21 protein-coding genes and 1 pseudogene are annotated in these 24492 nt (G+C 71.6%); 9 read left to right on the top strand and 13 right to left on the bottom strand.

Features of this window, described 5'->3' with window-relative positions; translation table 11 throughout:
* Positions 1-488, bottom strand: a pseudogene (locus QHF85_RS28625) (hypothetical protein); the annotation flags it as partial.
* A 25-nt stretch (positions 489-513) separates the two neighbouring features.
* Between QHF85_RS28625 and QHF85_RS28630 the strand changes: the two are divergent.
* Positions 514-729, top strand: a complete 216-nt coding sequence (locus QHF85_RS28630) for a hypothetical protein (RefSeq protein WP_281330521.1) — start codon at positions 514-516, stop codon at positions 727-729.
* Here QHF85_RS28630 and QHF85_RS28635 read toward each other — a convergent pair.
* Positions 726-1406: a phosphoribosyltransferase family protein gene (locus QHF85_RS28635; protein WP_281330522.1), complete on the bottom strand. Its 681-nt coding sequence runs from the start codon at positions 1404-1406 to the stop codon at positions 726-728. The genes QHF85_RS28630 and QHF85_RS28635 overlap by 4 nt on opposite strands.
* A 160-nt stretch (positions 1407-1566) precedes the next feature.
* Here QHF85_RS28635 and QHF85_RS28640 point away from each other — a divergent pair, with 160 nt between their 5' ends.
* From QHF85_RS28640 to QHF85_RS28650, 3 genes are read left to right on the top strand one after another with little or no spacing between them, the layout of a single operon-like run.
* Entirely contained in the window at positions 1567-4350 is a 2784-nt protein-coding gene (locus tag QHF85_RS28640) for a DUF4339 domain-containing protein (protein ID WP_281330523.1), read from the top strand.
* Positions 4351-4352: 2 nt separating this feature from the next.
* Complete coding sequence (locus tag QHF85_RS28645) at positions 4353-5138, top strand: hypothetical protein (protein WP_281330524.1); 786 nt, start codon at positions 4353-4355, stop codon at positions 5136-5138.
* A 1-nt stretch (position 5139) separates the two neighbouring features.
* Positions 5140-6648, top strand: coding sequence for an alginate export family protein (locus QHF85_RS28650; protein ID WP_281330525.1), 1509 nt, complete (start codon positions 5140-5142; stop codon positions 6646-6648).
* A 120-nt stretch (positions 6649-6768) separates the two neighbouring features.
* Here the strand turns inward: QHF85_RS28650 and QHF85_RS28655 are convergent, their stop codons facing one another.
* The 8 genes from QHF85_RS28655 to mnmA all read right to left on the bottom strand — a co-directional run bounded on the left by QHF85_RS28655 (position 6769) and on the right by mnmA (position 16438).
* Positions 6769-7398: a DUF882 domain-containing protein gene (locus QHF85_RS28655; protein WP_281330526.1), complete on the bottom strand. Its 630-nt coding sequence runs from the start codon at positions 7396-7398 to the stop codon at positions 6769-6771.
* A complete protein-coding gene (gene ftsH / locus QHF85_RS28660) occupies positions 7395-9338 on the bottom strand; it encodes an ATP-dependent zinc metalloprotease FtsH (protein WP_281330527.1) in 1944 nt (647 codons plus the stop codon). Before ftsH ends, QHF85_RS28655 begins: the two co-directional genes overlap by 4 nt.
* 148 nt (positions 9339-9486) lie before the next feature.
* The gene (tilS, locus tag QHF85_RS28665; RefSeq protein WP_281330528.1) at positions 9487-10377 is read right to left on the bottom strand and encodes a tRNA lysidine(34) synthetase TilS; all 891 of its coding nucleotides are present in this window, start codon (positions 10375-10377) and stop codon (positions 9487-9489) included.
* Positions 10374-10568 carry a hypothetical protein gene (locus QHF85_RS28670; RefSeq protein ID WP_281330529.1) on the bottom strand — a complete coding sequence of 65 codons (195 nt, stop codon included), beginning with the start codon at positions 10566-10568 and terminating at the stop codon, positions 10374-10376. Before QHF85_RS28670 ends, tilS begins: the two co-directional genes overlap by 4 nt.
* Positions 10569-10596: 28 nt before the next feature.
* Complete coding sequence (locus QHF85_RS28675) at positions 10597-11970, bottom strand: RsmD family RNA methyltransferase (protein ID WP_281330530.1); 1374 nt, start codon at positions 11968-11970, stop codon at positions 10597-10599.
* 72 nt (positions 11971-12042) lie between these two features.
* Positions 12043-14535 carry a protein kinase gene (locus tag QHF85_RS28680; protein ID WP_348652769.1) on the bottom strand — a complete coding sequence of 831 codons (2493 nt, stop codon included), beginning with the start codon at positions 14533-14535 and terminating at the stop codon, positions 12043-12045.
* Between the two features lie 143 nt (positions 14536-14678).
* On the bottom strand, positions 14679-15326 hold the full coding sequence (locus QHF85_RS28685) for a hypothetical protein (RefSeq protein ID WP_281330532.1): 648 nt from the start codon (positions 15324-15326) through the stop codon (positions 14679-14681).
* Complete coding sequence (gene mnmA, locus QHF85_RS28690; protein ID WP_281330533.1) at positions 15323-16438, bottom strand: tRNA 2-thiouridine(34) synthase MnmA; 1116 nt, start codon at positions 16436-16438, stop codon at positions 15323-15325. Before mnmA ends, QHF85_RS28685 begins: the two co-directional genes overlap by 4 nt.
* 157 nt (positions 16439-16595) lie before the next feature.
* On the opposite strand from mnmA, the gene QHF85_RS28695 reads away from it, so the two are divergent.
* Entirely contained in the window at positions 16596-18380 is a 1785-nt protein-coding gene (locus QHF85_RS28695) for a response regulator (RefSeq protein WP_281330534.1), read from the top strand.
* 30 nt (positions 18381-18410) lie between these two features.
* Here QHF85_RS28695 and QHF85_RS28700 read toward each other — a convergent pair whose 3' ends face one another.
* Complete coding sequence (locus tag QHF85_RS28700) at positions 18411-19019, bottom strand: CPBP family intramembrane glutamic endopeptidase (RefSeq protein WP_281330535.1); 609 nt, start codon at positions 19017-19019, stop codon at positions 18411-18413.
* Positions 19020-19237: 218 nt separating this feature from the next.
* Here QHF85_RS28700 and QHF85_RS28705 point away from each other — a divergent pair, with 218 nt between their 5' ends.
* The 3 genes from QHF85_RS28705 (at position 19238) to QHF85_RS28715 (ending at position 21756) form a co-directional block, all read left to right on the top strand.
* Positions 19238-20005: a zinc ribbon domain-containing protein gene (locus QHF85_RS28705; protein ID WP_281330536.1), complete on the top strand. Its 768-nt coding sequence runs from the start codon at positions 19238-19240 to the stop codon at positions 20003-20005.
* On the top strand, positions 20005-21369 hold the full coding sequence (locus QHF85_RS28710; RefSeq protein WP_281330537.1) for a DNA methyltransferase: 1365 nt from the start codon (positions 20005-20007) through the stop codon (positions 21367-21369). Before QHF85_RS28705 ends, QHF85_RS28710 begins: the two co-directional genes overlap by 1 nt.
* 93 nt (positions 21370-21462) lie before the next feature.
* The gene (locus tag QHF85_RS28715) at positions 21463-21756 is read left to right on the top strand and encodes a hypothetical protein (RefSeq protein ID WP_281330538.1); all 294 of its coding nucleotides are present in this window, start codon (positions 21463-21465) and stop codon (positions 21754-21756) included.
* 7 nt (positions 21757-21763) lie between these two features.
* Here QHF85_RS28715 and QHF85_RS28720 read toward each other — a convergent pair whose 3' ends face one another.
* Positions 21764-23011, bottom strand: coding sequence for an NAD(P)/FAD-dependent oxidoreductase (locus QHF85_RS28720; RefSeq protein WP_281330539.1), 1248 nt, complete (start codon positions 23009-23011; stop codon positions 21764-21766).
* Between the two features lie 78 nt (positions 23012-23089).
* Between QHF85_RS28720 and QHF85_RS28725 the strand changes: the two genes are divergently transcribed.
* Positions 23090-23404: a 2Fe-2S iron-sulfur cluster-binding protein gene (locus tag QHF85_RS28725; protein ID WP_281330540.1), complete on the top strand. Its 315-nt coding sequence runs from the start codon at positions 23090-23092 to the stop codon at positions 23402-23404.
* Positions 23405-23435: 31 nt separating this feature from the next.
* Here the strand turns inward: QHF85_RS28725 and QHF85_RS28730 are convergent, their stop codons facing one another.
* The gene (locus QHF85_RS28730) at positions 23436-24434 is read right to left on the bottom strand and encodes a phosphatase PAP2 family protein (RefSeq protein ID WP_281330541.1); all 999 of its coding nucleotides are present in this window, start codon (positions 24432-24434) and stop codon (positions 23436-23438) included.
* Between the last annotated feature and the right edge of the window lie 58 nt (positions 24435-24492).

The raw sequence follows: 24492 nt of genomic DNA on the forward strand, positions 1-24492 counted from the left end.
CCGCCCGTGCCGCCGGCCGCCACGAAGCCGCCCGCGCTGGCCGCGCCGCCGGTGCCGCCGATGGCCGCGCCGCCCGTGCCACCGCGGTTCGGCACGTCCGGAGGGGCGCCCTCGCTCACGGCCGCCGCCGCCGCTGCGCCCGCTGTGCCTGCGTTCGCGTCTGCTGCCACAGCCACGCCCGCCGCCGTGTCCGTCTCCACGTCCGAACCCGTTTCGCCGTTCGCGTCCGTGCAACCGGCCACGCGCAAGAAGCGACCGCCGCCCCTCACGCTGGCGATCGCCGGGGGCGCGGTCGCGTTGATCACCGCGGGCGCCGTCGTGCTGGTGACCGGTGGCTCGGATCCCGACGCGAATCCCAGCGCCTCGGCCTCGGCCTCGACCTCGGTCAAACCTCCGCTCGCGACGCCCGAGACCCGTCCGACCGACTCCGCCGTCGCGCCCCAGGCCACCGCGCCCGCCGCGCCCGCCGCGGGATACGGCCTCCTCACGGTCGCCTTCCCCTCGGAAGGAAACGTGTACATCAGCGGGAAGAAGCTCGGCCGCACGAACGAGGCGTTCCAGGCGCCGTGCGGGAGCAAGTTCGTGCGCGTGTCGAGCACGACCGAAGGGCGCTATCCGGAGTGGCTCTCGGCAGGGGAGACGGTGCTCGTGCCGTGCCAGGAGTCGCTGCGGATCGAGGTCGTCCCCGGCAAACCGGCGCCACAGGTGCCGCGGAAGAAGCGGCGTTAGTCGGGCGAGGGCGCGCCGGTGCGCGCGAGGCACAAGGCCGTCACGTCCCGCGCGCCCGCCTCGACGAGCGCATCGCGGCAAGCCGAGAGCGTGGCGCCGGTCGTGGCCACGTCGTCGACGAGCAGCACGCGGCGGCCTCGCACGGCGCGCGGGGATCGCGCCACGAAGGCCCGCGCGACGTTCGTGCAGCGCTCGACGCGGCCGAGGGTCGCCTGCTGCGGGGTGTCGCGGAGCCGCACGAGCGCGCGCGCCGCGAGAGGCACGCCGAGCTCGATCGCGGCGGCATGCGCGAGCAGCGCGGCCTGGTTGTAGCCGCGCTCCGCGAGCCTGCGCGGATGGAGCGGGACGGGCACCACGACGTCCACCACCGGCGCCTCATCCCGCACGAGCCCGCGCAAAAGATGGCCGAGCGGGCGCCCGAGATCGGGGCGCTCTTCGTACTTGAACCGTCGCAGCGCGGCCGCGATGGCGCCGCCGAAGGCCGCGAAGGCGAGCGGCTCGCCGGGCACGTTTTCGGTCCGGAGCACCGCCTCCGCGCAGACCGGGCAAAAGACGCGGTCGCGGCGCACGGGCGCGTCGCAGGCCGCGCAAGCCGGGGGGCTGAGCGTGTCGAGCAGGGCGCGGGCGATCACGCGCACCGCGAGGGACGCGAGGAGGAAGGGACGCACGTGGGGCATGACCGAACATCGAGGGCAGCGCTCCGGAGTTGCGTCGGGGCGAACGAAATTCCGCGCAACGTCGCGGAGGTCGCTGCTACGATTCGCGCGAGGTGCTCGCCCGACACGAACCCGATCTGCGCACGACCTGCGCCTCGCCCCCAAACCCTCGGAGGCACGCGTGACGAGCCGCGACGAGTGGCGCTGGACCGACGAGCAAGGCGTGCAGCGGCTCGTGCGAACCGACGAGCTGCGGGAAGCCATCGCGACCCGCGTGCTGCCGTCGTCCGTCCTCGTCTGGCGCGAGGGCATGGACGAGTGGGTCCCCGCCTTCACGCTGCCCGAGTTCGCCGACGCGACGCCCACCACGCAGGAGCCGATCGCGCCGCCTCGCTTCGGCGCCCCGCTCCCCGAGAAGCGCGGCCAGATGGGCACGTTGCTCGGGATCCCAGGCCCGGCCGCGCCGCAGAAGGCGCAGGGCGCCCAGGGCGCGCCGATCGTGGTGCCGTCGGGTGGAGGCACGGAGGCCGCGCCCCCGGGCGGCGCGCCGATCACGCTGCGGCCCGAGTACGGCGGAGCGGCCTTCGAGGCCGCGTTGCCCCGAGGCGCGAACGCGTTGCCCGAGCCGCCGGCCCCGGTTCGTCCGCCTCCGCCCGTCGGACCTGCCGTGCCCGCGCCCGTGGCCGAAGCCGGCCCGAAGCGCCCGACGACGAACGCGAGCGCGGTCGACGACCTCTGGAACGACGTCAACGACGACGAGACGACGAACGTCGGTGACCTCGCCCCGCCCGCCGCGAAGGTGCCCGCGGCGACCCCGGCCGCGGCGTCGCCGAAGCCCGCGATGGTCGCGCCCCGCGCCGCGGAAGGCCCTGCCAAGCCGCCCGTCGTGGTGCCCCGCTCGTCCCCGCCGCCGCCCGTCGCCGCGCCCGTCAAGCCGGCCGAGGGCCCGCGCGGCAAGGCCGGCGCCGGCGCGGAGAACACGTCGATCGGTCCTGCGCCGAAGCCGCTCGGCCCGAAGACGTCCGAATACTCGACCGTGGGACCGGCCCCGATGCGGGCGCCGTCGAAGGTGCTCACGAAGCCCGCGGACCTCGGCGCGCGGCCCGCCGTGTCGCCGAGCCTTCCGCGGCCGGCTGCGGACAAGAGTGCGGACAAGCCTTCGGGCATCCTGCGCCCGTCGGCCCTGCTCAAGCCCGCCGCCGCCGTGCCACGCGCCGGCGCCGCGAAGGCCTCACCGAGCACGCCGCCTCCCGCGCCGATCGAGCCGCCCGTCGCGCAAGCGCCTGCGGCCGCCGCGCTTCCGCCGCCCGTCGCGGCCGAGGCGCCTGCCGTGGCCGCGCCGCAGGAGGTCACGCCTCCGCCCGCGGCGTCGCCTTCCCGCGCCGACGAGCTGCCCCCGGCGCCGCCTCCGCGCGAGCCGAGCACGACCGCGATCCTGCCGCCCGATCTCACGGGCGGGTACACGGGTCCGTCGGGGTACACCGGCCCGTCGATGGCCGGCGCGGTGAAGCTCGCGCACGAGGTCACGCGGACGATCCGGATCGACGCGCTCCAGCTCTCGGATCCCTCGACCGCGCCGCTGCCCGACAAGGAAGCGGCTGCGCATGGTCCGTCCGATCTGCCGAAGACGACGCCGCCGCCGCCGCCCGACGTCGGCGCGCCGCCGATCGCCGCCTTCCCCGGGGCGATGCCGCCACCGGCCGAAGCTGCGGCCGCGGAGCCGAACCCGCCGTTCGCGTACACCGAGACGCCTCGCGGACGCGCCGCGCTCGACGCGACGTCGGACAGCCTTCGCGGGGTCCCGCCCGAGCCGGCGTCGAGCACGCTGCCGATGAAGGTGATCGCCACGAGCAGCGGCTTGCTCGTGATGATGGTGATCTCGGCGTTTTTCGTGGGGCGTTGTTCGGTCAAGCCGACGGTGGCCGGCGGAGGCGCGCGTTCGGTCCTGGCGAACACGGTCCGCGAGATTCGCGACGCGCTCCCGCAGCCGCCGAAGCCTTGCTGGGTCGCCAAGCAGCCCGTGCGCTGGGCGCCCGTGGTTTCGAACAAGGTCCCGTTCGAGCTCTTGCCGCTCGCCTCGGGCAACGTCTCGATCGGCTACGCGAAGAGCTCCGACGAGGCCGTCGGCATCGAGGTCACGCCGTCGAGCGGCCAGGTGAACGAGGGGTTCGTCGAGAAGCTCGGCGGCGAGATCGATCGCGTCGCGCCGACCGGCACCGACAAAGGCTACTTCATCGCGGCGAAGGAGTCGTCGGGCACGCTCAAGTCGCTCGTGCCGGTGCCTGCGGGGGCGCCGTTTTTCCTGGGCGTCGCGGACGGCAGCCTCGCCACGGCCGACAAGGTCGACGCCGCGCCGCAGCCGCTCTGGCCGATCGCGGGGACGGATCCGCTCGACGCCGCGCGCGTGGTGATCGCGGACGACAAGGGCTACGCGCTCTCGTTCCGCCGCGACGGCGCGGTGATGGGCGGCTTCATCGGCCCGGATCGCAAGCCGATCGGCGAGCTCGTGAAGGTCGTCGGATCGGGCGGCCAGGTCGGCAAGCCCATGAGCGGATGGAACGGCCGCGAGGTCGCGATCCTGTTCGCCGATCGCGCCGATGATCAGAGCCCGTGGAAGATCCGGCTCGGCCACGCGCCTTCGGGCTCGATCCCTGCGTCGACCGAGGTGATCGAGCTGCCTGCCGGCGGCCCCGGCGGCGACGCGTTCGCGCCTGGGATCGCGGGCTTGCCGGATGGTCGATGGGTGCTCGTCTGGACCGAGGGATCGGCGGGCGCGCGCGCCGTGCGTGTGCAGACGCTCGGCCCGGATTTCGTGCCCGTGGGGGATCCGATCGCGCTCTCGCCGCCCGCGGGCAACTTCGGCCAGGGCATGGCCGCGGTGGCGGGCGCGTACGTGACCGCGGTGTTCCTCCAGAGGGGCAAGTCGAGCTACGAGCTTTGGGGAGGCGTGCTCCAGTGCGGATGAGAGTGTCGTCGAGGCGAGCGTTCGCGTGGGCCTTCGTCGTGGCGGCGAGCCTGTCCTCGCTGCCTGCGTGCGGGCCCTCGCTGTCGCAGATCGAGCAAGGCAAAGCCATCACCACGAAGGAGGCCGCGCTCGACGACTTCTTCAAGTCCGTCGTCGCGCTGCGCGGCGAAGTCGATCGTGCCGAAGGCGATCGGAAGGCTGCGCGCGTCGAGCTCGTGAAGGCCCTCGGCCTCGCGGAGACGGCGGAGGCCGGGGCCGCGCTGGAGGCGGCCGCGAAGAAAGCGAAGACGCTCGACGAGGCGGGCACGTCGCTGCACCTCGAGCTCACGCCCGACGCGAAGCTCATCGTGCTCGCGCAGAAGCGTGGCAAGACGAGCGAGGATCCCGAGGCGCTCGCGAAGGCCGTGGAGCAATCGGTGAAGGCGTCGCTCGACGTGGCGCGTCGCATGGGCGACCTCGAACAGCGCGCGCGCTTCCTCGACACGAAACGGACGGAGCTCTCCGCGACGCCCGCGGCGAAATCGGGCGACGCCCCGCGCGAGCTCGAAGGCGCGCGGATCGTGCTCGCCGATCTGCGCGGTCGCGCGACGACGGAGGCGGGGCTCGCGTCGTCGTTCGTCGTGGGCCTGGCGATGGCGCTGGAGACGGGCGCGGCCGACGCGGCGCTCGCGAAGTTCACCGGCAAGGCGGCGCGGCCACGGCCCGGCGGCGGGGGTGGCGGAGGCGGCGCGGCTGCGGGAGGATCCCCGGCGCCGAAGCCCAAGCCGAGCGACGATTTCGAGCCCTGACATGACGAGACCCAAGCCCCACGTTTTCGCTGCGGCGGCCGCGCTCGCGCTCTCGCTCGCGAGCCCTCGCGCCGACGCGCAGGCGACGCCCCTGCCCGAGTCGATCCCGGTCGGATCCTTCACCTTCCGCCCCTCGTTCGAGCTCCGCGTGCGCGGTGAGTTCCGCACCGATCCGTTCGACGTCGGCGGCGTGAATTTCACCCGCGGCGCCGTGCTCGAAGACGCGTACGGGACAAACCTGCCGCCGCGCTTCGACGCGCCGACGTACATGACACCGATCTACACGTCGCAGTGGGCGGCGACGTCGCGCGCGCGGCTCGGGCTCGCCGTGGATCGCGGGCCGGTGACGGCGGCGATCGTGCTGCAGGACGCGCGTCCGATCGCGGGCTCCATGGGGAGCGGCGTGCTGCAAGCGAGCCAGCTCGGCACGGGCCTCGGCCTCTTCGAGGCGTACCTCGACGTGCACCGCAAGAACCGCCGCATGTGGTTCCGCCTCGGCCGCCAGCGCGTCGTGTGGGGCGACGGGCGCCTCGTCGGCGAGAGCGACTTCACGCAACGGCCGCGAGCGCTCGATGCCGCGCGGCTTGGTTTGTCCTGGAAGAACATCGACGTCGAGCTGCTCGCCGCGCTCATCGGCACCTCGCCGTTCGGGAGTCTCGGCGGCGTCGGGGTAGCGGGCGGGACGACGGGCTCGGGATCGGCGGGCAGCACGGACACGTCGACGCCCACGACGGTGACGCCGCAGACGGGCAGCCAGCTCTACGGCGCACACGCGGTCTTCCGTATCTTCCCGCTGCTCGCGATCGACGTCACGGCGCTCGCGCGGATCGTCCGCCCGCCGGCCGCCGTCGACCTCACGCCGAGCGACACGTACGTGTTCGACGCGCGTTTCTCGGGCGACTACCGCGGCTTCCGGTACGCCGTCGAAGGCGCGTACGAGCTCGGCCGCGTTTCGAGCTTCGGCGCGAACCGCGACCTGCGCGCCTTCGCGCTCGCCGCGCGCGTCGCGTGGGAGACGGCGCTCCCGTGGCACCTCACGTTCGGCGCGTCGGGCGCGTATGCCTCGGGGGACAACGGCAGCACCGACCCGCTCGCCGTGCAGACGCGCTTCGATCCCATCCTCCCGGAGGAGCGCCCGATGCACGGCCGCATGGGCCTCTACGCGTGGTCGAACCTGATCGAGGCCGGCGGCGACGTCTCGATGCGCCCGACCGACACGCTCTCGGTGAACCTCGGCTACCGCTTCGTCGGCCTCGCCGATCCGAAGGGCCGCTGGACGAGCGCGTCGCTCACTCCGATCGGCGCTTCGGCCACGAACGAGTCGCGCGTCCTCGGCCACCAGATCGACGCGACGGTGGGCCTGCGCGTCTGGGATCCGCTCGTGATCGAGGCCTCCTACGGCCTCTTCCTGACGGGCGAAGGCGCGCGGAACATCCTCCAGGCCTCGAGCCGCGGCCAGCCCGACATGCAGCACTTCGCGTATCTCCAGGCGGTGCTGCGCGCGCCCTAGCAGGCTGTTGATAAACTTGCTGCGCGCCCTGGATCGGCGGTCGTCGTCCTCGGAATACGCCTGTATTCCTGCGTCCTCCTCCCTAGCTCCAGGGCGCTCGCTACGTTTCTCAACAGCCTGCTAGATCCCGCTCCAGCGCCGCTTCGGCCCCGTGTCGACGTGCACGAACCTGTCGCGCTTCCCCGCGTAGGTGCCGAGCCCGCCTTGCCATTTCGCCTGCAGGATCTCGGCTGCGAGCTTCGGGACGGTGAGCCCGTCGACGCGGAAATCGATCGCCATGCCGAGCGTGTGCTGGCTGTGCGATGCGACGTGCCGGCCCTTCTTGCGCATCACCTCGTTGCGCTTGGGGCTCCGGTAGCCGCTCACGATCTCGATCCGCGCGCCCTCGTGTTTCTTCGCGATCGCACGAAGCAGATCGACGAGCCGCGGATCGATGCGCGTCTCCTGCTCGTAGCCGTGGTCCGCGAGGAACGTGGAGAAGCGCTCGATCGTGGGTTCGTCCTCGGTGAGCGCGAGCGTCTCCTGCGTGTGACCGTGCACGATCGTCGCGAGCGGCTTCTTCGCGGGCGAAGCGTTCGCTGCGGGATCCGTGGGGCTCGAATCGATCGAGGGAGCAGGCGCCGCCGCCGCGTCGATCGCGGCGGCGGTGCTTCTGCGTGGGGGAGGGAGGGGAGCTTCGGAGAGGGGAGAGGGGACGGGCAGGGCGAACGCCGCGGCGACGAGGGCCGGCGCGATCGCCCTCCCTTTCACGTGCTCGGCGCGGGCTTCGGGGCGCCGAAGATGCTGGCCGCGCGGCGCTTCTCCTTCGCGGCGCGCTCGCGGTCGGCGTAGGTCGGGATGACGACCTTCTGCCGCTCGGGCAGCTCGCGCCCGGCCACGATCGCGTCGACCTCCTCGGCGTCGAGCGTCTCGCGCTCGAGCAGCGCGTTCGCCAGCTTGTCGAGCGCCTCGCGGTGCTCGTCGAGCAGGCGGCGCGCCTCGGCGTGGCCGTCGAACACGAACTTGCGGACCTCGTCGTCGATCTGGTTGGCGACCGTCTCCGAGTAGTCGCGGCGCTGGCTCGTGAAGTCGCGGCCGAGGAAGACGCTCTCCTCGTTCGCGGCGTACGAGATCGGGCCGATGACATCGCTCATGCCGAACTCGGTCACCATGCGGCGCGCGAGGTTCGACGCTTGCTTGATGTCGTTGCCCGCGCCCGTCGTGAACTGACCGAAGACGATCTCCTCGGCGACGCGGCCGCCCATCAGCACCGCGAGGCGCGCCTTCGCGAAGTCGCGCGACATGCTCAGGCGATCCTCCTTCGGGAGCTGCTGCGTGATGCCGAGCGCCGGGCCGCGCGGGATGATCGTCACCTTGTGCACGGGGTCGGCGTTCTTCTCGAGCAGCTTCGCCACGAGCGCGTGACCGGCCTCGTGCCACGCCGTCGTCTTCCGCTCCTCCTCGCTGATCACCATGCTGCGGCGCTCGGTGCCCATGAGGACCTTGTCCTTGGCCATCTCGAAGTCGACCATCGAGACGAGGTCCTTGTCCTGGCGCGCGGCGAGCAGCGCGGCCTCGTTGACGAGGTTCTCGAGATCGGCCCCGACGAACCCGGGCGTGCCGCGGGAGATGATGTCGAGGTCGACGTCCGGACCGAGCGGCACCTTCTTCGTGTGCACGCGGAGGATGCCCTCGCGGCCGCGCACATCCGGACGGTTCACCACGATGCGCCGATCGAAGCGGCCGGGCCGCAGGATCGCGGGATCGAGGACGTCCGGGCGGTTCGTCGCGGCGATGATGATCACGCCCTCGTTCGACTCGAAGCCGTCCATCTCGACGAGCAGCTGGTTCAGCGTCTGCTCGCGCTCGTCGTGCCCGCCGCCGAGGCCCGCGCCGCGGTGCCGGCCGACGGCGTCGATCTCGTCGATGAAGATGATGCAGGGCGCGTGCTTCTTGCCCTGCTCGAACAGGTCGCGCACGCGGCTCGCGCCGACGCCCACGAACATCTCGACGAAGTCCGAGCCCGAGATCGAGAAGAACGGCACGCCCGCCTCGCCCGCGATCGCCTTCGCGAGCAGCGTCTTGCCCGTGCCGGGCGGGCCCATCATGAGCACGCCCTTCGGGATGCGACCGCCGAGCTTCTGGAACTTCTTCGGATCCTTGAGGAAGGCGATGATCTCTTCGAGCTCGTCCTTCGCCTCGTCGATGCCGGCGACGTCGGCGAACGTCACCTTGTTCTGCGACTCCGAGAGCAGCCGCGCGCGCGATTTGCCGAAGCTCATCGCCTTGCCGCCGCCCGCCTGGAGCTGCCGCATGAACAGGTAAAACATGACGAGCAGGAAGACCATCGGCAGGATGGTCACGAGCGCGCCCGACCAGAACGGCGACGCGTCCTCCTTCTCGAAGGTGACGGCGACCTTGTGGTCGACCAGCGCCTTCGTGATCTCGTCGGCGTTGTCCGGGCCGATCGTGACCTTTTTGACCTTCGAGTTGCTCTTCGGGTCCTTTACCCAGAACGTGTATTCACGATCCTTGATCGAGACCGAGTCGACGTGCGGGTCCTTCTCGCGATCGGCCTGAACCTGGCTCATGAACTCGCTGAACGAGACCTGCGTCGCGGGCGGGCGATCGGGGCTCAGGAACTGCCAGATCACGAGGAACATCATGATCAGCAGGACCCAAAGCAGGAGCGTCTTGTGCGATTGCTTCACGAGGATCCTCGGGTTGCCGGCCCCGATCTTCTCGGGACGAGCAGACTGCGTCCAAATGTAACGCTTCTTTGCACCAGCATGCCACGCGGTGGCATGCCCGTCGATGGAAGCCAAGCCGCGCCGTCCATTCGGTACGGCCGCGGGATGATCATTTCTTTTCGTTAAGGACGATCTTCCCCGCTGGGAAGGTCACGTCGAGCTCCCGCCCCCCCTTCATACGAATCTTCACAATCCGAACGCCCTTCTTTTGGGCTCGCTCGATCGTCCACCGTTGCGCCCGGCCGAAGTTGCTCATCGGGTCCTCCGCCGGACAGACGTCGTGGAGCATGTCCGCGAGGGCACAGAGATGGTCGATGATCCGCGGTGATAGCTCCTCCAGCAGCGGAATCAGCTCGCGGCGCACCCGGACGCGCGTGAATCGAGGGTCGAGGTTCGAAGGGTCGCGCGCGTGAGCGATCGCGTGGCGATCGAGGTGAAGCAGGACGTCGGCCCGGCGCGCGCGGACGAGCGGACGCACGAGGTCGCGCGGCGCCTCGGGTCCGCTCGGCGGCACGGGCGCAGGCGCGCGTGGTTCGAGCACGGCGAGCCCACGCGGACCCGCGCCGCGTAACAGGCGCAGGAGGACGGTCTCGGCCTTGTCGTCCGCCGTGTGCCCCGTGGCGATCACGGCCGCGCCGCATCGCGCCGCAGCGTCCTGCAGCGCTCGATGACGCGCCTCACGCGCCCGCGCCTGGAGGTTTCCTCCGGGCTCGACGTCGAGCCGCGTCACCTCGAAAGGAACACCGAGCTTCTCGGCGAGCGCGGCCGCGAGCGCGAGCTCGTCCCGCGCCTCGGGGCGCAATCCATGATCGACGCCGTGCCCGATCACCTCGTGGCCGATCGTGCGGCGGAGGAGCGCGAGCACGTGCAGGAGCGCCGTCGAGTCGGGGCCGCCCGAGCAGGCGACGAGCACGCGATCGCCGCGATCGAAGAGCGCTTCGTCGCGGATGGTGCGCTCGGCGAGGCGCCGTAACGAAGGCGGGTGCGAGGGCTTGGTCAACAGAGCTCGAAGGCCTTGCAGAAGACGACCTCGTCACGCGCGTCGAGGTCGGGCTCCTTGTGCATCACGTGCGGATAACCGAGCGAGCAACGATCGCCTTCCGGATCGTACTGCGCGCAGTCGCCGCACGTGAACACGAGGCGAAAGCGGCGCGCCTCCTGTCGGAGCCGGTCGTCGACGTGGTGGATCATCCTGCGAGAGCGTAGCGCACGCGAGCGCTCAGCGCGCCCCGCGGCGACGCACGAGGCGAGCGACGGTCTCCACGTGGCTCGTCTGTGGGAAGAGCTCGACCGTCTCCAGGTGCGTGAGCGCGAAACCCGCGCGCACGAGCACGCCGAGGTCCCGCGCGAGCGTCGCCGGATCACACGCGACGTACACGACGCGATGCACCCGCGAGGCCGCGATCGCAGCCGTCGCGCCCTCCGCGCCGGCCCGCGGCGGATCGAGCACGACGACCTCCACGCGCGGCGGGATCGGGTACGCGTCCGCGTCCACGGCGACGACCTTGCCCGCGAGATCCCGCGCCGCGAGGTTCTCCCGCGCCGAACGAGCCGCCGACTCGTCCGACTCGACCGCGACGAACGACGCCGCCCCACGCGCGAGCAGGATCGACAGCGTGCCGCTGCCGGCGAAGAGCTCGAGCACGTGCCCGTTCGTCGCCTCGCCCGCATCTCCTTGCGGTGCGTCCACGTCCGCGCGGGCGAGCTCCGCCACGCGCCGAGCGAGCAGCGCCGCGCCGCGATCCGAGGTCTGCGCGAACGATCCCGCCGCGATGACGAGCGGCGCGCCGTCCACGCCTTCGAGCACCGGCCGCGGATCGCCGAACACGGCCGGCGTCTTCGCGCCCTCCATGCGCACGCGCGCCCCGGCCCACGCGCCCTCCGCGACGCGCCGATCGATCGCCGACCACGCCGCGGGCGCGATCTCGCCGCGCCACGTCACATCCACGACGAGCCGCCCACCCGCGCCTCGCGCGACCTGCACGTCGCCCTCGCCCGACGAACCCGCGAGCGCCGCCGGGATCTCGTCGAGCGCGCCGGCGATCGACGACGCGAGCACGATACAGGTCGGCGTCGCGACGAGCGCGTGCGAGCCCGGCGCGCGATATCCGATCCGCACACGACCTCGCTCGCCGCGCACGTAGAGCCGCGCGCGCGTGCGGTAGCCGAGCGGCTCGGGCGCGGCGTGCACGTGGATGGCGGGCGGCGTCTCACCCGTCGCGTGCGCGACCGCGCTGCGGACGATCTCCGCGTGCGCCGCTTCCTGCGCGCGCGGCGTGAGGTGCATGAAGTCGCATCCGCCGCACGCCTCCGCGTAAAGGCACGCGGGCTCCACGCGCTCGGGGCTCGCCTCGATCACCCGCAAGAGGCGTCCTCGCGCGGGCCGCGTGTTCCTGTCGACCTCGGCCTCCACGCGCTCGCCCGGCGCGGTGCCCGGCACGAAGACGGCCGTGCGATCGGCGAGCCGAGCGACGCCCGCCCCACCCGCGGCCAGGTTCTCGATGTGCAGGATCTCCGGCGTCGGCGCTTGCTTCGGCCTCGCCGGTTTGTCCCTGCGGTCCGGCTTTCCAGCGAGACGCGTTCCTTGCGACATCGCAGGAGCCTACGTCACGACGAGCGTACGCGCACCGCCCGCCCCGTCCGGAGCGAGCGGCCCGCGTTCGTCTCACTTCATCGACACGCGTTGCGCGGTCACCTGACCGGACACGACGATGACCGAGACGACCTTCGTCATGTCGCCCTTCTTGAGCGTGACCCGGTGCGAGCCCGGCTTGACCGAGAGGTGCACGATCGGCGAGGGGCCGAGCGAGCGTCCGTTGTCGAGCACGTCGTCGCAGAACGGATTGCACACGATCGTCAGGAAGCCCGGCTCGCCGGCCGCGGCCGCTGCGCTCGCCGTCGCCGTGGGCGCAGCCGCGGGCGCGGTCGTCGTCGTCTTCGCCGTGGCGGGCGCGTTTCCGCCTGCGGGGCCCGGCGCGGGCGTGGGCGCGGCCGTCTCCGTTGGCGCGGCCGCGGCCGTTTCGGTCGGCGCGGGCGCGGGAGCCGGCGCAGGCGCGGGCACGGCGACCGTGCTCGGGATCGGCGGCGTCTCGGGCACGGCCGTGACCGCCGGCTGCGTCGCCGCTTCCTGCGGCTGCTTCAGCTTGAAATACACGAGCACGCCGATGCCGATCACGCTGAGCGCGACGAGCGCGACGACGAGGACGAACACGCCCGTGTTGCGCTTCGGTCCGCCTTGCTGACGAGCCGCTTCCTGCTGCGCCATCCAGAGCGCGGCGGGATCGGGGCGCGGCAACGACATGGCGGTCTCGATCTGCGACTGCGCCACGCGCTGGCCGTATTGCTGCGGCACATGCGCGTTCGGGTTGCTGATCGGGGGCTGGTAGCCGGGCTGCTGCTGCCCGTACTGCGGTTGCGGCGGCTGCTGCCCGAAGCCGAAGCCCGGCTGCTGCTGCGCCATGCCGCCGTTGAAGCCCGGCTGCTGCGGCGCGGGGTACCCGCCGAAGCCCGGCTGTTGCGGCGCGCCAAACCCTTGCCGCGGCGGCCCCGGATCGGGGAGCTTCGCGTTCGCCGGAAGCGCGATCGTCGCGTTGAGATCGTCGGCGTCGCCGGGATACCCGCTGTTCGGCAGCGCCGCGGTGCGCTCGTTTTGCCCCGAACCGGGCATGCCCGCGGCGGGCAGCGGCGTCGTGAGCTGAGGCCTCTGCTGCGCTTGCGGCGAGGGACGCCCTGCGCTCGGCAGCGGACCTCCGTGTGCCTTCTCCAGGTGATCGCGCGTCGCGACCGTGGTCGGCACGTCCTCGTCGTCGTCCATGAGCGACGCGGCGGCCATCTGCTGCGAGGCCGACGAACGATCCTCGGGCGCGGGCAGCGGCGCGGGCGCGCGGTTCGCGATCGGCTGCGCCGCCGACTTCGACGGCGCCGTCCCGCTCGCGCGGCCGCGACGATCGTCGTCGTCGTCCTCGAGCAGCGAGTCATCGCTCAGCCCGCCTTGCGCGCGGAGCTGATCGACGTTGACGGTCGACGTCACCTCGGCGGCCCACGCGAGGTGTGCCTCGCGTTTGGCGATGCGATCGGTGAAGACGTGCCGGACGAACTGCGCGACCTCCTCGGGTCCGACGAACGCTCCGCTCTGGTTCAGGTAGACCTGCAGGGCGCGGGAGAACTCGCGGGCCGTCTGGTAGCGGTCCTTCTTGTTCTTCGCGAGCGCCTTCATGACGACCGCCTCGAGGCCCTGCGGATAGCCGCGCACGATCGTCGAGGGCAGCGGCACGATGCAGGCCTGCACCTTCTCGAGCGTGTCGAGATCGGTGTCCATGCGGAAGAGCCGCTGGTTCGTCGTCAGCTCCCAGAGCACGACGCCGAGCGCGAAGATGTCCGTCGTGCGATCGACGTCCGCGCCGCGCACCTGCTCGGGCGACATGTACGCGAGTTTGCCCTTGAGCGTGCCGGCGCGGGTCGACGCGAGCCGGTCGGCGACCTTCGCGATGCCGAAGTCGACGACCTTCGTGTAGCCGTCGTACGTGACGAACAGGTTGTGCGGCGTCACGTCGCGGTGGACGAGACCGAGGAGCTGACCGTTCTTGCCGCGCAGCTCGTGCGCCGCGTGGAGGCCCTCGGCCGCGTCCGCGCAGATGCGCGCCGCGAGCTCGGGGCTGATGTTCATCCGCTTCTCCTCGGCCCGCCGCATGACCTCGCGCAGCGGCTCGCCGTGGAGGTACTCCATCGCGATCCAGTACGTGTTGTCGTCTTTGCCGAGATCGAAGACCTGCGCGACGTTCGCGTGGTTGATCCCGGCCGCGATGCGTGCCTCGTCGAGGAACATGTCGACGAACTGATCGTCTTCGACGAGGTGCGGGTGGATGCGCTTGATCGCGACCCACTTCTGGAAGCCGCCGGGGCCGTCCATGCGCGCCAGATGCACGCTCGCCATGCCTCCGACGCCGATCTCGTCGACGACGCGGTATCGTCCGAGGAAGAAGGTCCCGGGCTGCTGCTGCTTCTCCGGTTCCTTCGAGCGGAGGCCGGATGAGGAGGCGGGGGCGCTCCTGGTGTTCGCCGGTGCCGGACCGCCCGGTCGCGAAGCAGCGGGTCGAGGCGGAGGTTGAGCCATGACGCGTTGATTGAATCCTACCGCGAAAACGATTCGATTTTCCATGCGCCCGGAGAGAGCGCGTGGACGCTTCCGGATGTTCAGCGGGCGAGCACGCCCTCGCGCCCACGTTTGGGGGCTCGCCCGCGCAAGCCGAGCCAGGCCCGCAGACCCCCGCGGGGTGGGCGCCTACCGAAGCGCCTCGGACTTCAGGGGAAGGGCTGCCCGGGCTGGCCGCGCTCGAAGTAGAAGCGGAAGAAGCCCGTCACGCGCGATTGCAGCTCCTTCGGGATCTCGTTGGCCGGCGCGTCGACGGGGGCGTCGCGGGGATCGCCCATCCACACGTCGAACTCGGCGTCGGTGTACTTCTCCGCGGCCTCGGCCTCGTTCGGATCACCGCTGAACAGCGAGTGAAACGTGACCGTGCCATCCACGGCGTAGAGGATCACGTTCTGGTTGTGGCAGGAGCGCTGGAGGTAGAGCGCGACGTGGATCGCCGGCTGATCCTCGGGCGGCGGGGTCGGGAAATCGGAGCCGGGAGGCAAGACGCCCGGCGAGAGCGTCACGTCGAGTGGCTTGCCGAGCAGCTCCTCGCGCACCTTGCCCACGTCCTCGACGAGGACCGCGATCCCGTCGGACACCTCTTGCAGATCGGTCCCGCGCTGCACGCGCATCTGGAGCGTCGATCGGTACGGCACCGCCGCGAAGAAGTCGGGCCGCAGATCGTAGGCGTCGAACCAACAATCCTTCGCGACGAGCGCGTCGCTCTTGACCTCGCCTTCGCCCTGCCCGAGCGAGCAGCCCATCGCGCCGAGCGCGAGCAGCGACGCGACCCCGAGGCAGAGACGCGCCCTCACGCCGCGCCTCCCGCGCTCGCGTGAATCGCAGCCTTGATCGTGGCCCCGCCGCAGACGCGATCGCCGTCGTACGCCACCGCGACCTGCCCGGGAGACACCGCCTTCACCGGCGTGCGGAAGCGCGCGACGAGCACCTCGCCTGCTTCCGGATCCAACACGCGCTCGATCGTCGCGCGTTCTCCCTCGTGACGCGCGCGCACCCGCAGGTCGGCTTCGAGCGGGAACGTCACGTCGTCGCTCCACGCGCCCGCTTCGAGCAGCGCGCCCGTCGCGAGCAGCGCGTCCTCGCCGCCGAGGCGCACCGCGCCCGACTCCGCGTCGATCCCGACGACGAACGCGGGTCTTCCGAGCGCCACGCCGATGCCCTTGCGCTGGCCGATCGTGAACCGATGCACGCCCTCGTGGTGCCCCACCGTGCGCCCTCGGTCGTCGACGATCGGACCCGGACGAACCCGCTCGCGCCCCGCCCGGTTCTCGACGAACGCGCCGTAGCCGCCGGCCGGGACGAAACAAAGCTCCTGGCTCTCGCCCTTGTCCGCGCGCGGGATCTTTCGCGCGTGCGCCTCGGCGCGCACCTCTTCCTTCGTCGCGTCCCCGAGCGGCAGCACGAGTTTTCGCAGCTCGTCCTCGCGCAACATGTGCAGGAAGTAGCTCTGATCCTTGACGCGATCCTTGCCTCGGTAAAGGCGTCCGCGTCCGTCCTCGCCGACTTCCGTGCGCGCGTAGTGGCCCGTCGCGATGAACGACGCGCCGAGCCGCTCCGCCAGCGGGAAGAGCTCGCGCATCTTCACCGAGCGGTTGCAGGCGACGCAGGGGCTCGGCGTCTCGCCTTCGAGGTACGCGTCGACGAACGGATCGACCACGTGCGCGCGGAAGAGCTCCCGGCGGTCGAACGTGTAGTGCGGGATGCCCAGGTGATCCGCCGCGCGCCGCGCGTCGTGCTGGTCCTCGGGCGCGCAGCAACGACCCCGCTCGCTCCGGTCGTCGGGGTAGTCCCAGAGGTGCAGTGTCACCCCGATGACGTCGTAGCCTGCGTCGCAGAGGCGCGCCGCCGCCACGGAGGAGTCGACTCCGCCGCTCATGGCGACCACGATCCGCGTTCCTTTCGTCACGGGGCCCAGCTTAGCGCCGAAAAGCCCGGCGCGCGCGGCCGAATCCCGCCGGACGGCCGGGCCGAGACGCGGCACCCGGCACCCCCAGGACGAAACCGACCGGCCGGGCCCCTTGCCACTTGGCCCGCCGGCGAGCGCACGTGATACGGTTTCGCCAATGCCCCGAGGGCTCGTGCTCGTGATCGAAGACGACGAGTGGGTCAGCAGCCTGCTCTCGGGCGCGATCCGTGACGCAGGCTACGACGTCATCGTCTGCAACACCGCGCAAGCAGGCCTGGATACGGCCTGCGATCGCGAGCCGGACTGCATCATCTGCGACATCGACCTGCCGGACAACGACGGCTACTGGGTCGCGCGGAACGTCCGCACGCAGCCGTCGCGCGTGTCCGTGACGCCGTTCCTCTTCCTCTCCGCCCTCGACGATCAAGAGGCGCGGCTCGAAGGGTTTCACGTCGGCGCCGATGCGTACATGACGAAGCCGTTTCGCGTCGACGAGGTCGTCGCGCAGGTCGGCGCGCTCGTGCAGATGGCGTGGCGTCTGCGGCAACGTCGCAACTCGCTCGTCTCCGTGCCGCCCTCGTCCGCGACGGAGACGACGGCGATCCAGGGCGATCTCAGTCAGATGTCGATCGCCACGGTGCTCACGGTGCTCGAGCTCGAGCGACGCACGGGCGTCGTCGAGGTCGTCAGCAAGAAGCGCAAGGTGCAGCTCGACGTCGCCACTGGCTTCGTCGTGACCGGCACCATCGGCGGCACGACGACCGACGCGATCACGATCCTGCGCAACATCCTCGGCTGGAAGGTCGGTCGCTTCTCGTTCGTCCCGCAGCCCGATCGTCCGCCGACCGGGAGCGCGCAGCCGATCGGTCATCTCTTGCTCGAAGCCGTGCGCCTCGAAGACGAGAGCATCCACAACGGCGAGCAACCTCGTTCGAGCAAGGCCGCGCCGTCCACGCGCCTCTCCGCGCCCTCGATGGGCGGGCCTCCGTCGCGACACACCGACCTCGGTCCCCCGTCGTCGAAGGCGCTCGCCGAGCCCGCGAAACCAGTGCAAGCAGCGCGCGCACACGCGCCGGTCGCGCAAGCGCACGACGACAGCGAGACCGATCGGAAGGCCTACTACGACTGGGCCGACTTCGGCATGGACGAGCCCGTGGCGCCGCCGCAAAGCGCGAACCGCGCAGGAGCGGCGCCGGCCTCGCAAGAGCTCGTCCCCGAGTCCGCGTACGGCGAAGAAGCGCAGCTCGTCGAGGAGCCGGAGCAGCTCACCGATCTCTCCGCGGAGGCGTTCGACGAGGTCGACGTGTCGCCCGCGTCCGAGTACCAGCTCGAAGAAGAGGACCTCGATGGCGCGCCCGCGTATCGCCCGAACTGGGGCAACGCGCCGCGACAGCCCGGCGTGAGGCCTGCGCCCGCAGCCGCGAGTCCGCAGCGACCTGCCGCGACGTACGGGGCGGGGCCGGTTCGTCCGGGTGCACTCGCGCCGCGCTCGCCGGGCGCGCCTCCGCCGCGCCTCACGCCGGCCGCTCGACCTGCGGTGTCCCCGGGGTTGCCCGGTCCGCCGCCGCGTCAACCCGTGCCCACGCGGACCGCGGGAGGTTTGCCCGGACCACCGCCCCGCGCGCCCGGCGGGGCAAATCGGCTGCCTGGGCCGCCGCCGCGACAACCTGTCGCGCCCGCGCGCACGAGCGGCGAGTACACGCGCCCGTCGTTCCCCGGCCCCGCACCCGCGGCGCGCCCGCCGGTCCCGGGACACTCGAAGAGCACGCCGCCGCCGCTGCCGAACCCGGGCACGGGCACGGGCCCCATCCCGCGCTCGCCCACGCCGCCGCCGCGCCAGGCCACGCAGACGCGGCCCGATCTCAGCGAGAGCGGCGTTCGTCCGGCCCCTCCGCCGCTCCCGCCGCGGCAGACGGGCCCGGTCAACGACAAGAAGCGCTGAGCGCGTTCGCCGCCGCGGCGAGACGAATGCTCAGGCGAGGTTCTGCTCGGGATCGTTTCCCGGATCGTGATCACGCAGGTACCCGAGGTTCACCGCGTTCACGATCGCGTGCGCGATCAGCGGCCCGACGAGCGAGCCCGTGGCGGCGAAGATCGCCCCGAGGATGAGGCCCACGGCCATCGCCCACGCCGTCCAGACCCAGCGGCTCGGCCCGCGCATCTGATGCAAGAGGCCGAAGAGCACGCCCGAGCCGATGACGCCGATCACCGCCGTGAGCAGCCCGCGGAAGAGGATCTCCTCGCCGAGGCTCGACAGGCCCGCGAGGATGAAGATCTGTCCGACGGAGAGATCCTTCGCGACCGGACGAAGCTCGCCGTGCAGGCGCCTGGCCCACGAGAACCGGCCGACCGCGAAGCGCGTGCTGGCCACGAGGATCGTGGCGAGGACGATGCCGGCGAGCGCGCTCGCCAGGGTGCCGACGGTCGGCGTGAGGCTGAGCCACGGGTCCGGATGATTCCAGGGCGTGCCGTCTCGGAGCGCCAGGGCGAGGGCGGTCGCGAGGCAGGCGAGGAGTGCATAACCGGCGGCCACGCTCCACGCTTGCGCGCTCCGGCCCGTCCGGGCCCAACGTCCCCGCATGTCGACATGTTGGCACGTCCCCGCGTCGCCGGGAAGCGAGCCGTCCGGGTCGGGCGCCCGTCCGCGTCCGACGGGCCCGCAGCATCGATCGGTGCGCTCTCCTCTGGCCGTGGGACCGGCCCCGGACTAGATGCGCCCCAGATGCACGCGACCGTGTTCATCATGCCGGCTCCGAAGGGCGCGAGGGCGACGCGCAGACGTCTCGCCCGCGTCTCGCCATGACGAGCGGATCGGCCGAGGGTCGCTGCGTCGCCTGCGGCACCGACGTCCCCGCGGAGGCCGCGGTTTGTCCGCGCTGCGGGACGTCGCAACGCATGGAGGTCTGTCCGCACTGCGGGGCCACGGCGGGCGCCACGCGCGACGCGGAGCTCAGGTACCGCTGCGACGTCTGCGGAGGCCCGCGCGTGCCGCTCGGCACGAAGAAGATGCGGCGCAGCGGCAAGGAGATCGGGGCGCTGAAGCGCGCCGAGCTCGCGCGGAAGGGGCGCGCGAAGAACCGCGCTGCCGCGGCGTTCACGGGCGTCGCGCTCGCGGGGACGATCGGCATCCTCGCGATCTACGGCCTGCTCGGCGTCGTCGGCGTGGTGAACCCGGGCTTCGGGTTTTTCCTCGCGAGCTTGCTGACGGCCGGCCCGCTCGCCGGGCTCGTCGCGTGGCTGCTCGCGCGCTCGCGGGCGCGAGGCAAGGAGATCGAACCTGCGCTCGACGAGGCGTGGCTCTCGGTGGCGGCGGACGTGGCCGCGCAGATCAAGGGGCCGGTCACGGCGCGCGCCCTCGCCGATGCGCTCCCCATCGCGGAGTCGCAGGCCGAGGAGATGCTCGCGCTGCTCGAAGCGCACGAGATCGTCCGCAACGACGGGAGCCTCACGCGAATGCGGATCGGCGCCTCCGCGGACAAACCCGACCTCGCCGCCGTCGAAGCAGAGGTTGAAGCCGAGGCGGAGGCCGAGGCGCGCGCGCCCGGCGTCACGCGCGAGAAGCTGTGATGCGCGAACGAACGAAGCCGAAGCCCGGCGAGCGAACGAAGCCGAACGAGCGAACCAGGCCCGACGAGCGAACCAGGCCCGACGAGCGAACCAGGCCGAGGGGGCCGGCGAAGCCGAGGGAGCAGGCCAAGCCCAGCGAGCCGACAAAGCCGAACGTGCGGCGCGCGCTCTCCCACGTCGGCGGAGAGACCTCCGTCGAGGGAGATATCGAGCGAGGCACGGCGCTCGTCAGGGCGCTCGACGTCCCGCCGTCCGAGGTCGCCGAGGAGGCCGCGCGCGCGCACGTGCACGGCTTCCACAGCTACCCGGCGCGCATGCACCCGGTCACCGCGGCGCGGCTCGTCGAGTCCTTCTCGCGCCCCGGCGGCGCCGTGCTCGATCCGTTCTGCGGCAGCGGCACGGTGCTCGTCGAAGCGCGTCTCCTCGGTCGAAAGGCGATCGGCGTCGACGCGAACCCGCTCGCCGTGCGCCTCGCCGCGCTGAAACTCCGCGACACCACCGAGGCCGAGCGCGCCGCGCTGGTCGAAGCTGCGCGCGCGGTCGCGCTCTTCGCGGACGAACGCCGCAAGGCGAAAAGCGGCCCCACGCGGCGATACGGCCCCGAGGACCTCGCCCTCTTCGACAGGCACGTCCTCCTGGAGCTCGACAGCGTGCGCGCCGGGATCGATCGCATCGAGGAGCTCACCGTGCGCGCCGAGCTCGAGCTCGTGCTCTCGTCGATGCTCACGAAGCTCAGCCGACGCACCTCCGACACGTCTGAGCGTGAGCTCGAACGACGCATCGCCTCCGGCTACCCCGCGCGCCTCTTCGTGCGCAAGACCGAGGAGCTCGTCGCGCGTCGCGCCGAGGCCTCTGCGCGCCTCGCCGCCGCGCCGCGCGCGCGTGTCCTCGAAGGAGACGCGCGCCGCCTCGACGGCATCGACGATCGCTCGGTGGATCTCGTCGTCACGTCGCCGCCGTACCCGGGCGTCTACGACTACCTCGCGCACCACGAGGCGCGCCTTCGCTGGCTGCGCCTTCGCCCCGAGCGCTTCGAACGTGCCGAGATCGGCGCGCGTCGCCGCCTCGATCCGATGGGCCCCGAGGAAGGTGTGGCGCGCTGGGAGCGCGAGATCGGCGACACCCTCGCCGCGCTCGCCCGCGTCATGCGCCCCGAGGCCGCTGCGATCCTCCTCCTCGCCGACAGCGTCGTCGCGGGCCGCCCCGTCTACTCCGTCGACGTGATCCGCCGCGTCGCGCCGCGCGCGCGCCTCCGCCTCGACACCGTGGCCTCACAGCCGCGCCCGCATTTCCATGCCCCCACGCGCCGCGCCTTCGCCACGCGCCCGCGAATGGAGCACGCGATCCTGCTCGTCCGCTCGTAGCGCCTGCGCCGCGTCGCCACGAACTGTCCTCGTTGCGCCCTCGTGTGGCAGGATGGCTGCCGGCTTCCCACGGAGACGTTCGAGATGCGTAGTTTGACGGTCGCGTTGGTCGCGGTTTCTCTTTCGATGTTCGGCTGCAACAAGGGCAGCGACGGCGAGGCGACCGCTGCGGAGTCCGAGGGCGCGATCGGCGTCGCCGAGTGCGACGCGTACGTGAAGAAGATGGAGGCCTTCCTCGACGGTTTGCCCGAGGAGGCGCGCGCCGCGCGTGAACCCGGCTTCAAGGCGATGCGTCAAGCGTGGCGCGACGCCGCGCAGGCGCCCGGCGGCAAGGAAGGGCTCGCCGCGACGTGCAAGGAGAACCTCGCGAACGTGCCCTCGAAGTAGCGCGCGTTCAGGCGAACGTGGGCAGCTCGGCCGGGTAGTGCTCGCGGAGGAACGACGCCCACGGAGGACGGCGCTCCACGTGGAACACGTCGCCCGCGAGGATCGACGTGATCAGCCTGCGGATCGTCTGTCGCTGGTTCGGCTCGAACAACGTCTCGCGGAACTGCCCCGCGTAGAAGCTCTGCACGACGCCCAGGAACAGATCGACGGCGTACCGCACGTTCGCCTCGTACGTGGCGAACGCCGCGCGCGAGACGTCGCCCGTCGTGAGCGCGTGATCGATCGCCTCGGCCGCGAGCGCGGCGCCCTTGATGGCGAGGTGCGCGCCCGTCGAGAACAGCGGATCGAGAAACCCGCCCGCGTCCCCGACGAAGAGCCAGCCGTCGCCCGCGAGCTGATCGATCCGGTACGAAAAATCGGCCAGCGCGCCCACGGGCCGCAGCCGCGTCGCGTCGCCGAGGATCTCGCGCGCCATCGCCGATCGCGCGAACGTACGATCGTAAAACGATTCGAGCGTCTCGCCTTTTTGCTTCTGCCGCATCCACTCGGACGACACGACCACGCCCACGCTCGTCACGTCGCCGCGGAACGGGATGAACCAGAACCAGCCGTGCTCGAAGATCACGACCTGGATGTTGCCCTCGTCCTCTCCGCTCGGCCGGAACGTGCCGCGGTAGTGCGAGAACAACGCGGTCTTGTCGAGCCGCGCAATGTTCGCCTTCCGCCGCGTGCGTGAGGCCAGGAGCGTGTCGCGCCCCGTCGCGTCGACGACGATCGGCGCGAAGAGCTCCACCACCTCGGCGGGGTTCAGGAGGTTTTTCGCGCGCACCCCGACGGCGCGGCTGCCTTCGAAAAGCACGTCGGTCGCCTCCCACTGCTCGCGCACCTCGGCGCCGAGCTTGCGCGCGTGCTCGAGCAGCACGTGATCGAACTCGGCACGCGGGACCTGATAGGCGTACGTGAACTTCGGATCGAAGCTCTCGGCGAAGCGATACGTGCTCTCGCGCTTGGTCGCGCAGCAGAGGAACCGCGCGCCGTACTTGCGGAGAAACCTCCGATCGAGCTCCTCGTCCACGCCGAGCTCGGCGAAGACCTCGCGCGATCGAGGCAGCAGGGACTCGCCGATGTGAAACCGCGGGAACTTCTCTCGCTCCAGCACGAGCGCCCGCCGGCCGCGCTTCGCGAGGCTCGCGGCGAGCGTGGAACCCCCGGGCCCGCCCCCGAGGATCAACGCATCCCACCCATGATTCGCCATTGGCCCTGGATATCGCGGCCGGTCGGCCTCGCCAATGCCCGGGTCGACGACGGGCGTGGCTTCCGTTAGAGGTGCCTCGTGATCCGGGTCGAGTTCCTTGCGAACGAGCTCGGCTCTGCCGCGACCGCGGACGCCGAGCCGGGGGATGCGCTCGTCGACGTCAGCGACGCGTGCCGCGCGCCCGTCTCGTTCTCCTGTCGCTCCGCGAGCTGCGGCACGTGCCGCGTCGAGGTCCTCGAAGGCGCCGCGCTCCTCGAACCACCTTCGAGCGACGAGTCCGAGGTGCTCGACATCTTCGACGCGCCGCCTTCGCAGCGGCTCGCTTGCTCGGCGCGCCTCGTCGCTCGGGGCGAGGGGCTCGTGCGGCTTCGGTGGGCGGGGAGTGACGAATGATCGACGGTGCGGCGTGTCGTTCGCGTCTTCGTCAGTCGAAGACCCACGCGCCGCGCAGGCCTCGGGCGAGGCGCCACTCTTCTTCGCGTCGCGCGATCCAGGGCGCGAGTGCCCCGACGGTGAAGGCGAGCGTCAGGCCCGCGAGGACGTCGATCGCGTAGTGCCAGCGCAGGAACACCGTCGAGAAGATGATGTTCGCCGCGAAGAAGCCCGTCACGAACGCGGGCCAGCGCCAGCGTCGATCCGTCTTCGCGTTATGGAGCGCGTGCAGCGTGAACCACGTCGGCGCGGCCGTGTGCAACGAGGGGAAGATGTCCTTCATCGCGCTGCCGGCCTGCACCGTGTCCCAGACGCAGCCCCAGAAAAACCCGCCGTCGATCGGGCCCTTGAACTGCTGGGCCAGATACTGGTGCGGGCCGTAGCCGGGCACCGCCATGTAGCCGAGCTGGCCGATGCCGAAGACGAGCAACGTCCCGATCGCGAACGCGCTCGTCCGACGGCTCGGCTTCGTCAGCCACACGCCGACGACCATGTAGGTCGCGCCGATGAGGAAGTAGCTGAAGTAGAAGAACGAGAACCACTCGACGACCGGCCGCACGTTGAGCGCTTCGAGCACGAGCGCAGGCTCGCGTCCGAAGATCCACTCGTCGATGCGGAGCAGCGTCCCGTCCACCGAGTCGGGCCGCACGACGGGCAAGAGCCAGCGCAGCACGAGGTAGTTCTGCAGGAGCACGCCGACGATGCTCACGCGGTAGACGATCTTCCGGACGAGCGGCGGGATGCCCGGGATCACGCGGCCGATCAGCACGGCGCCGAGGACGACGCCGATGCAGAGCTCCGTCGTCCGGGCGCACGACACCTGCTCGGCCGTCGCTTGCCGCTGCGCGAGCAGCAGCCGCACGACCGTCAGGTAGACGAGCAGGATGACGTCCTGCACGGTGAAGCTACCGAGCAAAAACTTGAACCACCCGCTGCGCACGGCGGTGATCTGCGCGGGGGCTCCCTCGACGTGCTCTTCGGAGGCACGCATGTCCGACGGGCTCCAGAGTCCGTTTTGGTGCGTGGAGGTGCTCACTTGTTCTCTCCGC

Source organism: Polyangium sp. 6x1 (assembly GCF_029946515.1).
In the GTDB taxonomy this organism is placed as follows: domain Bacteria; phylum Myxococcota_A; class Polyangia; order Polyangiales; family Polyangiaceae; genus Polyangium.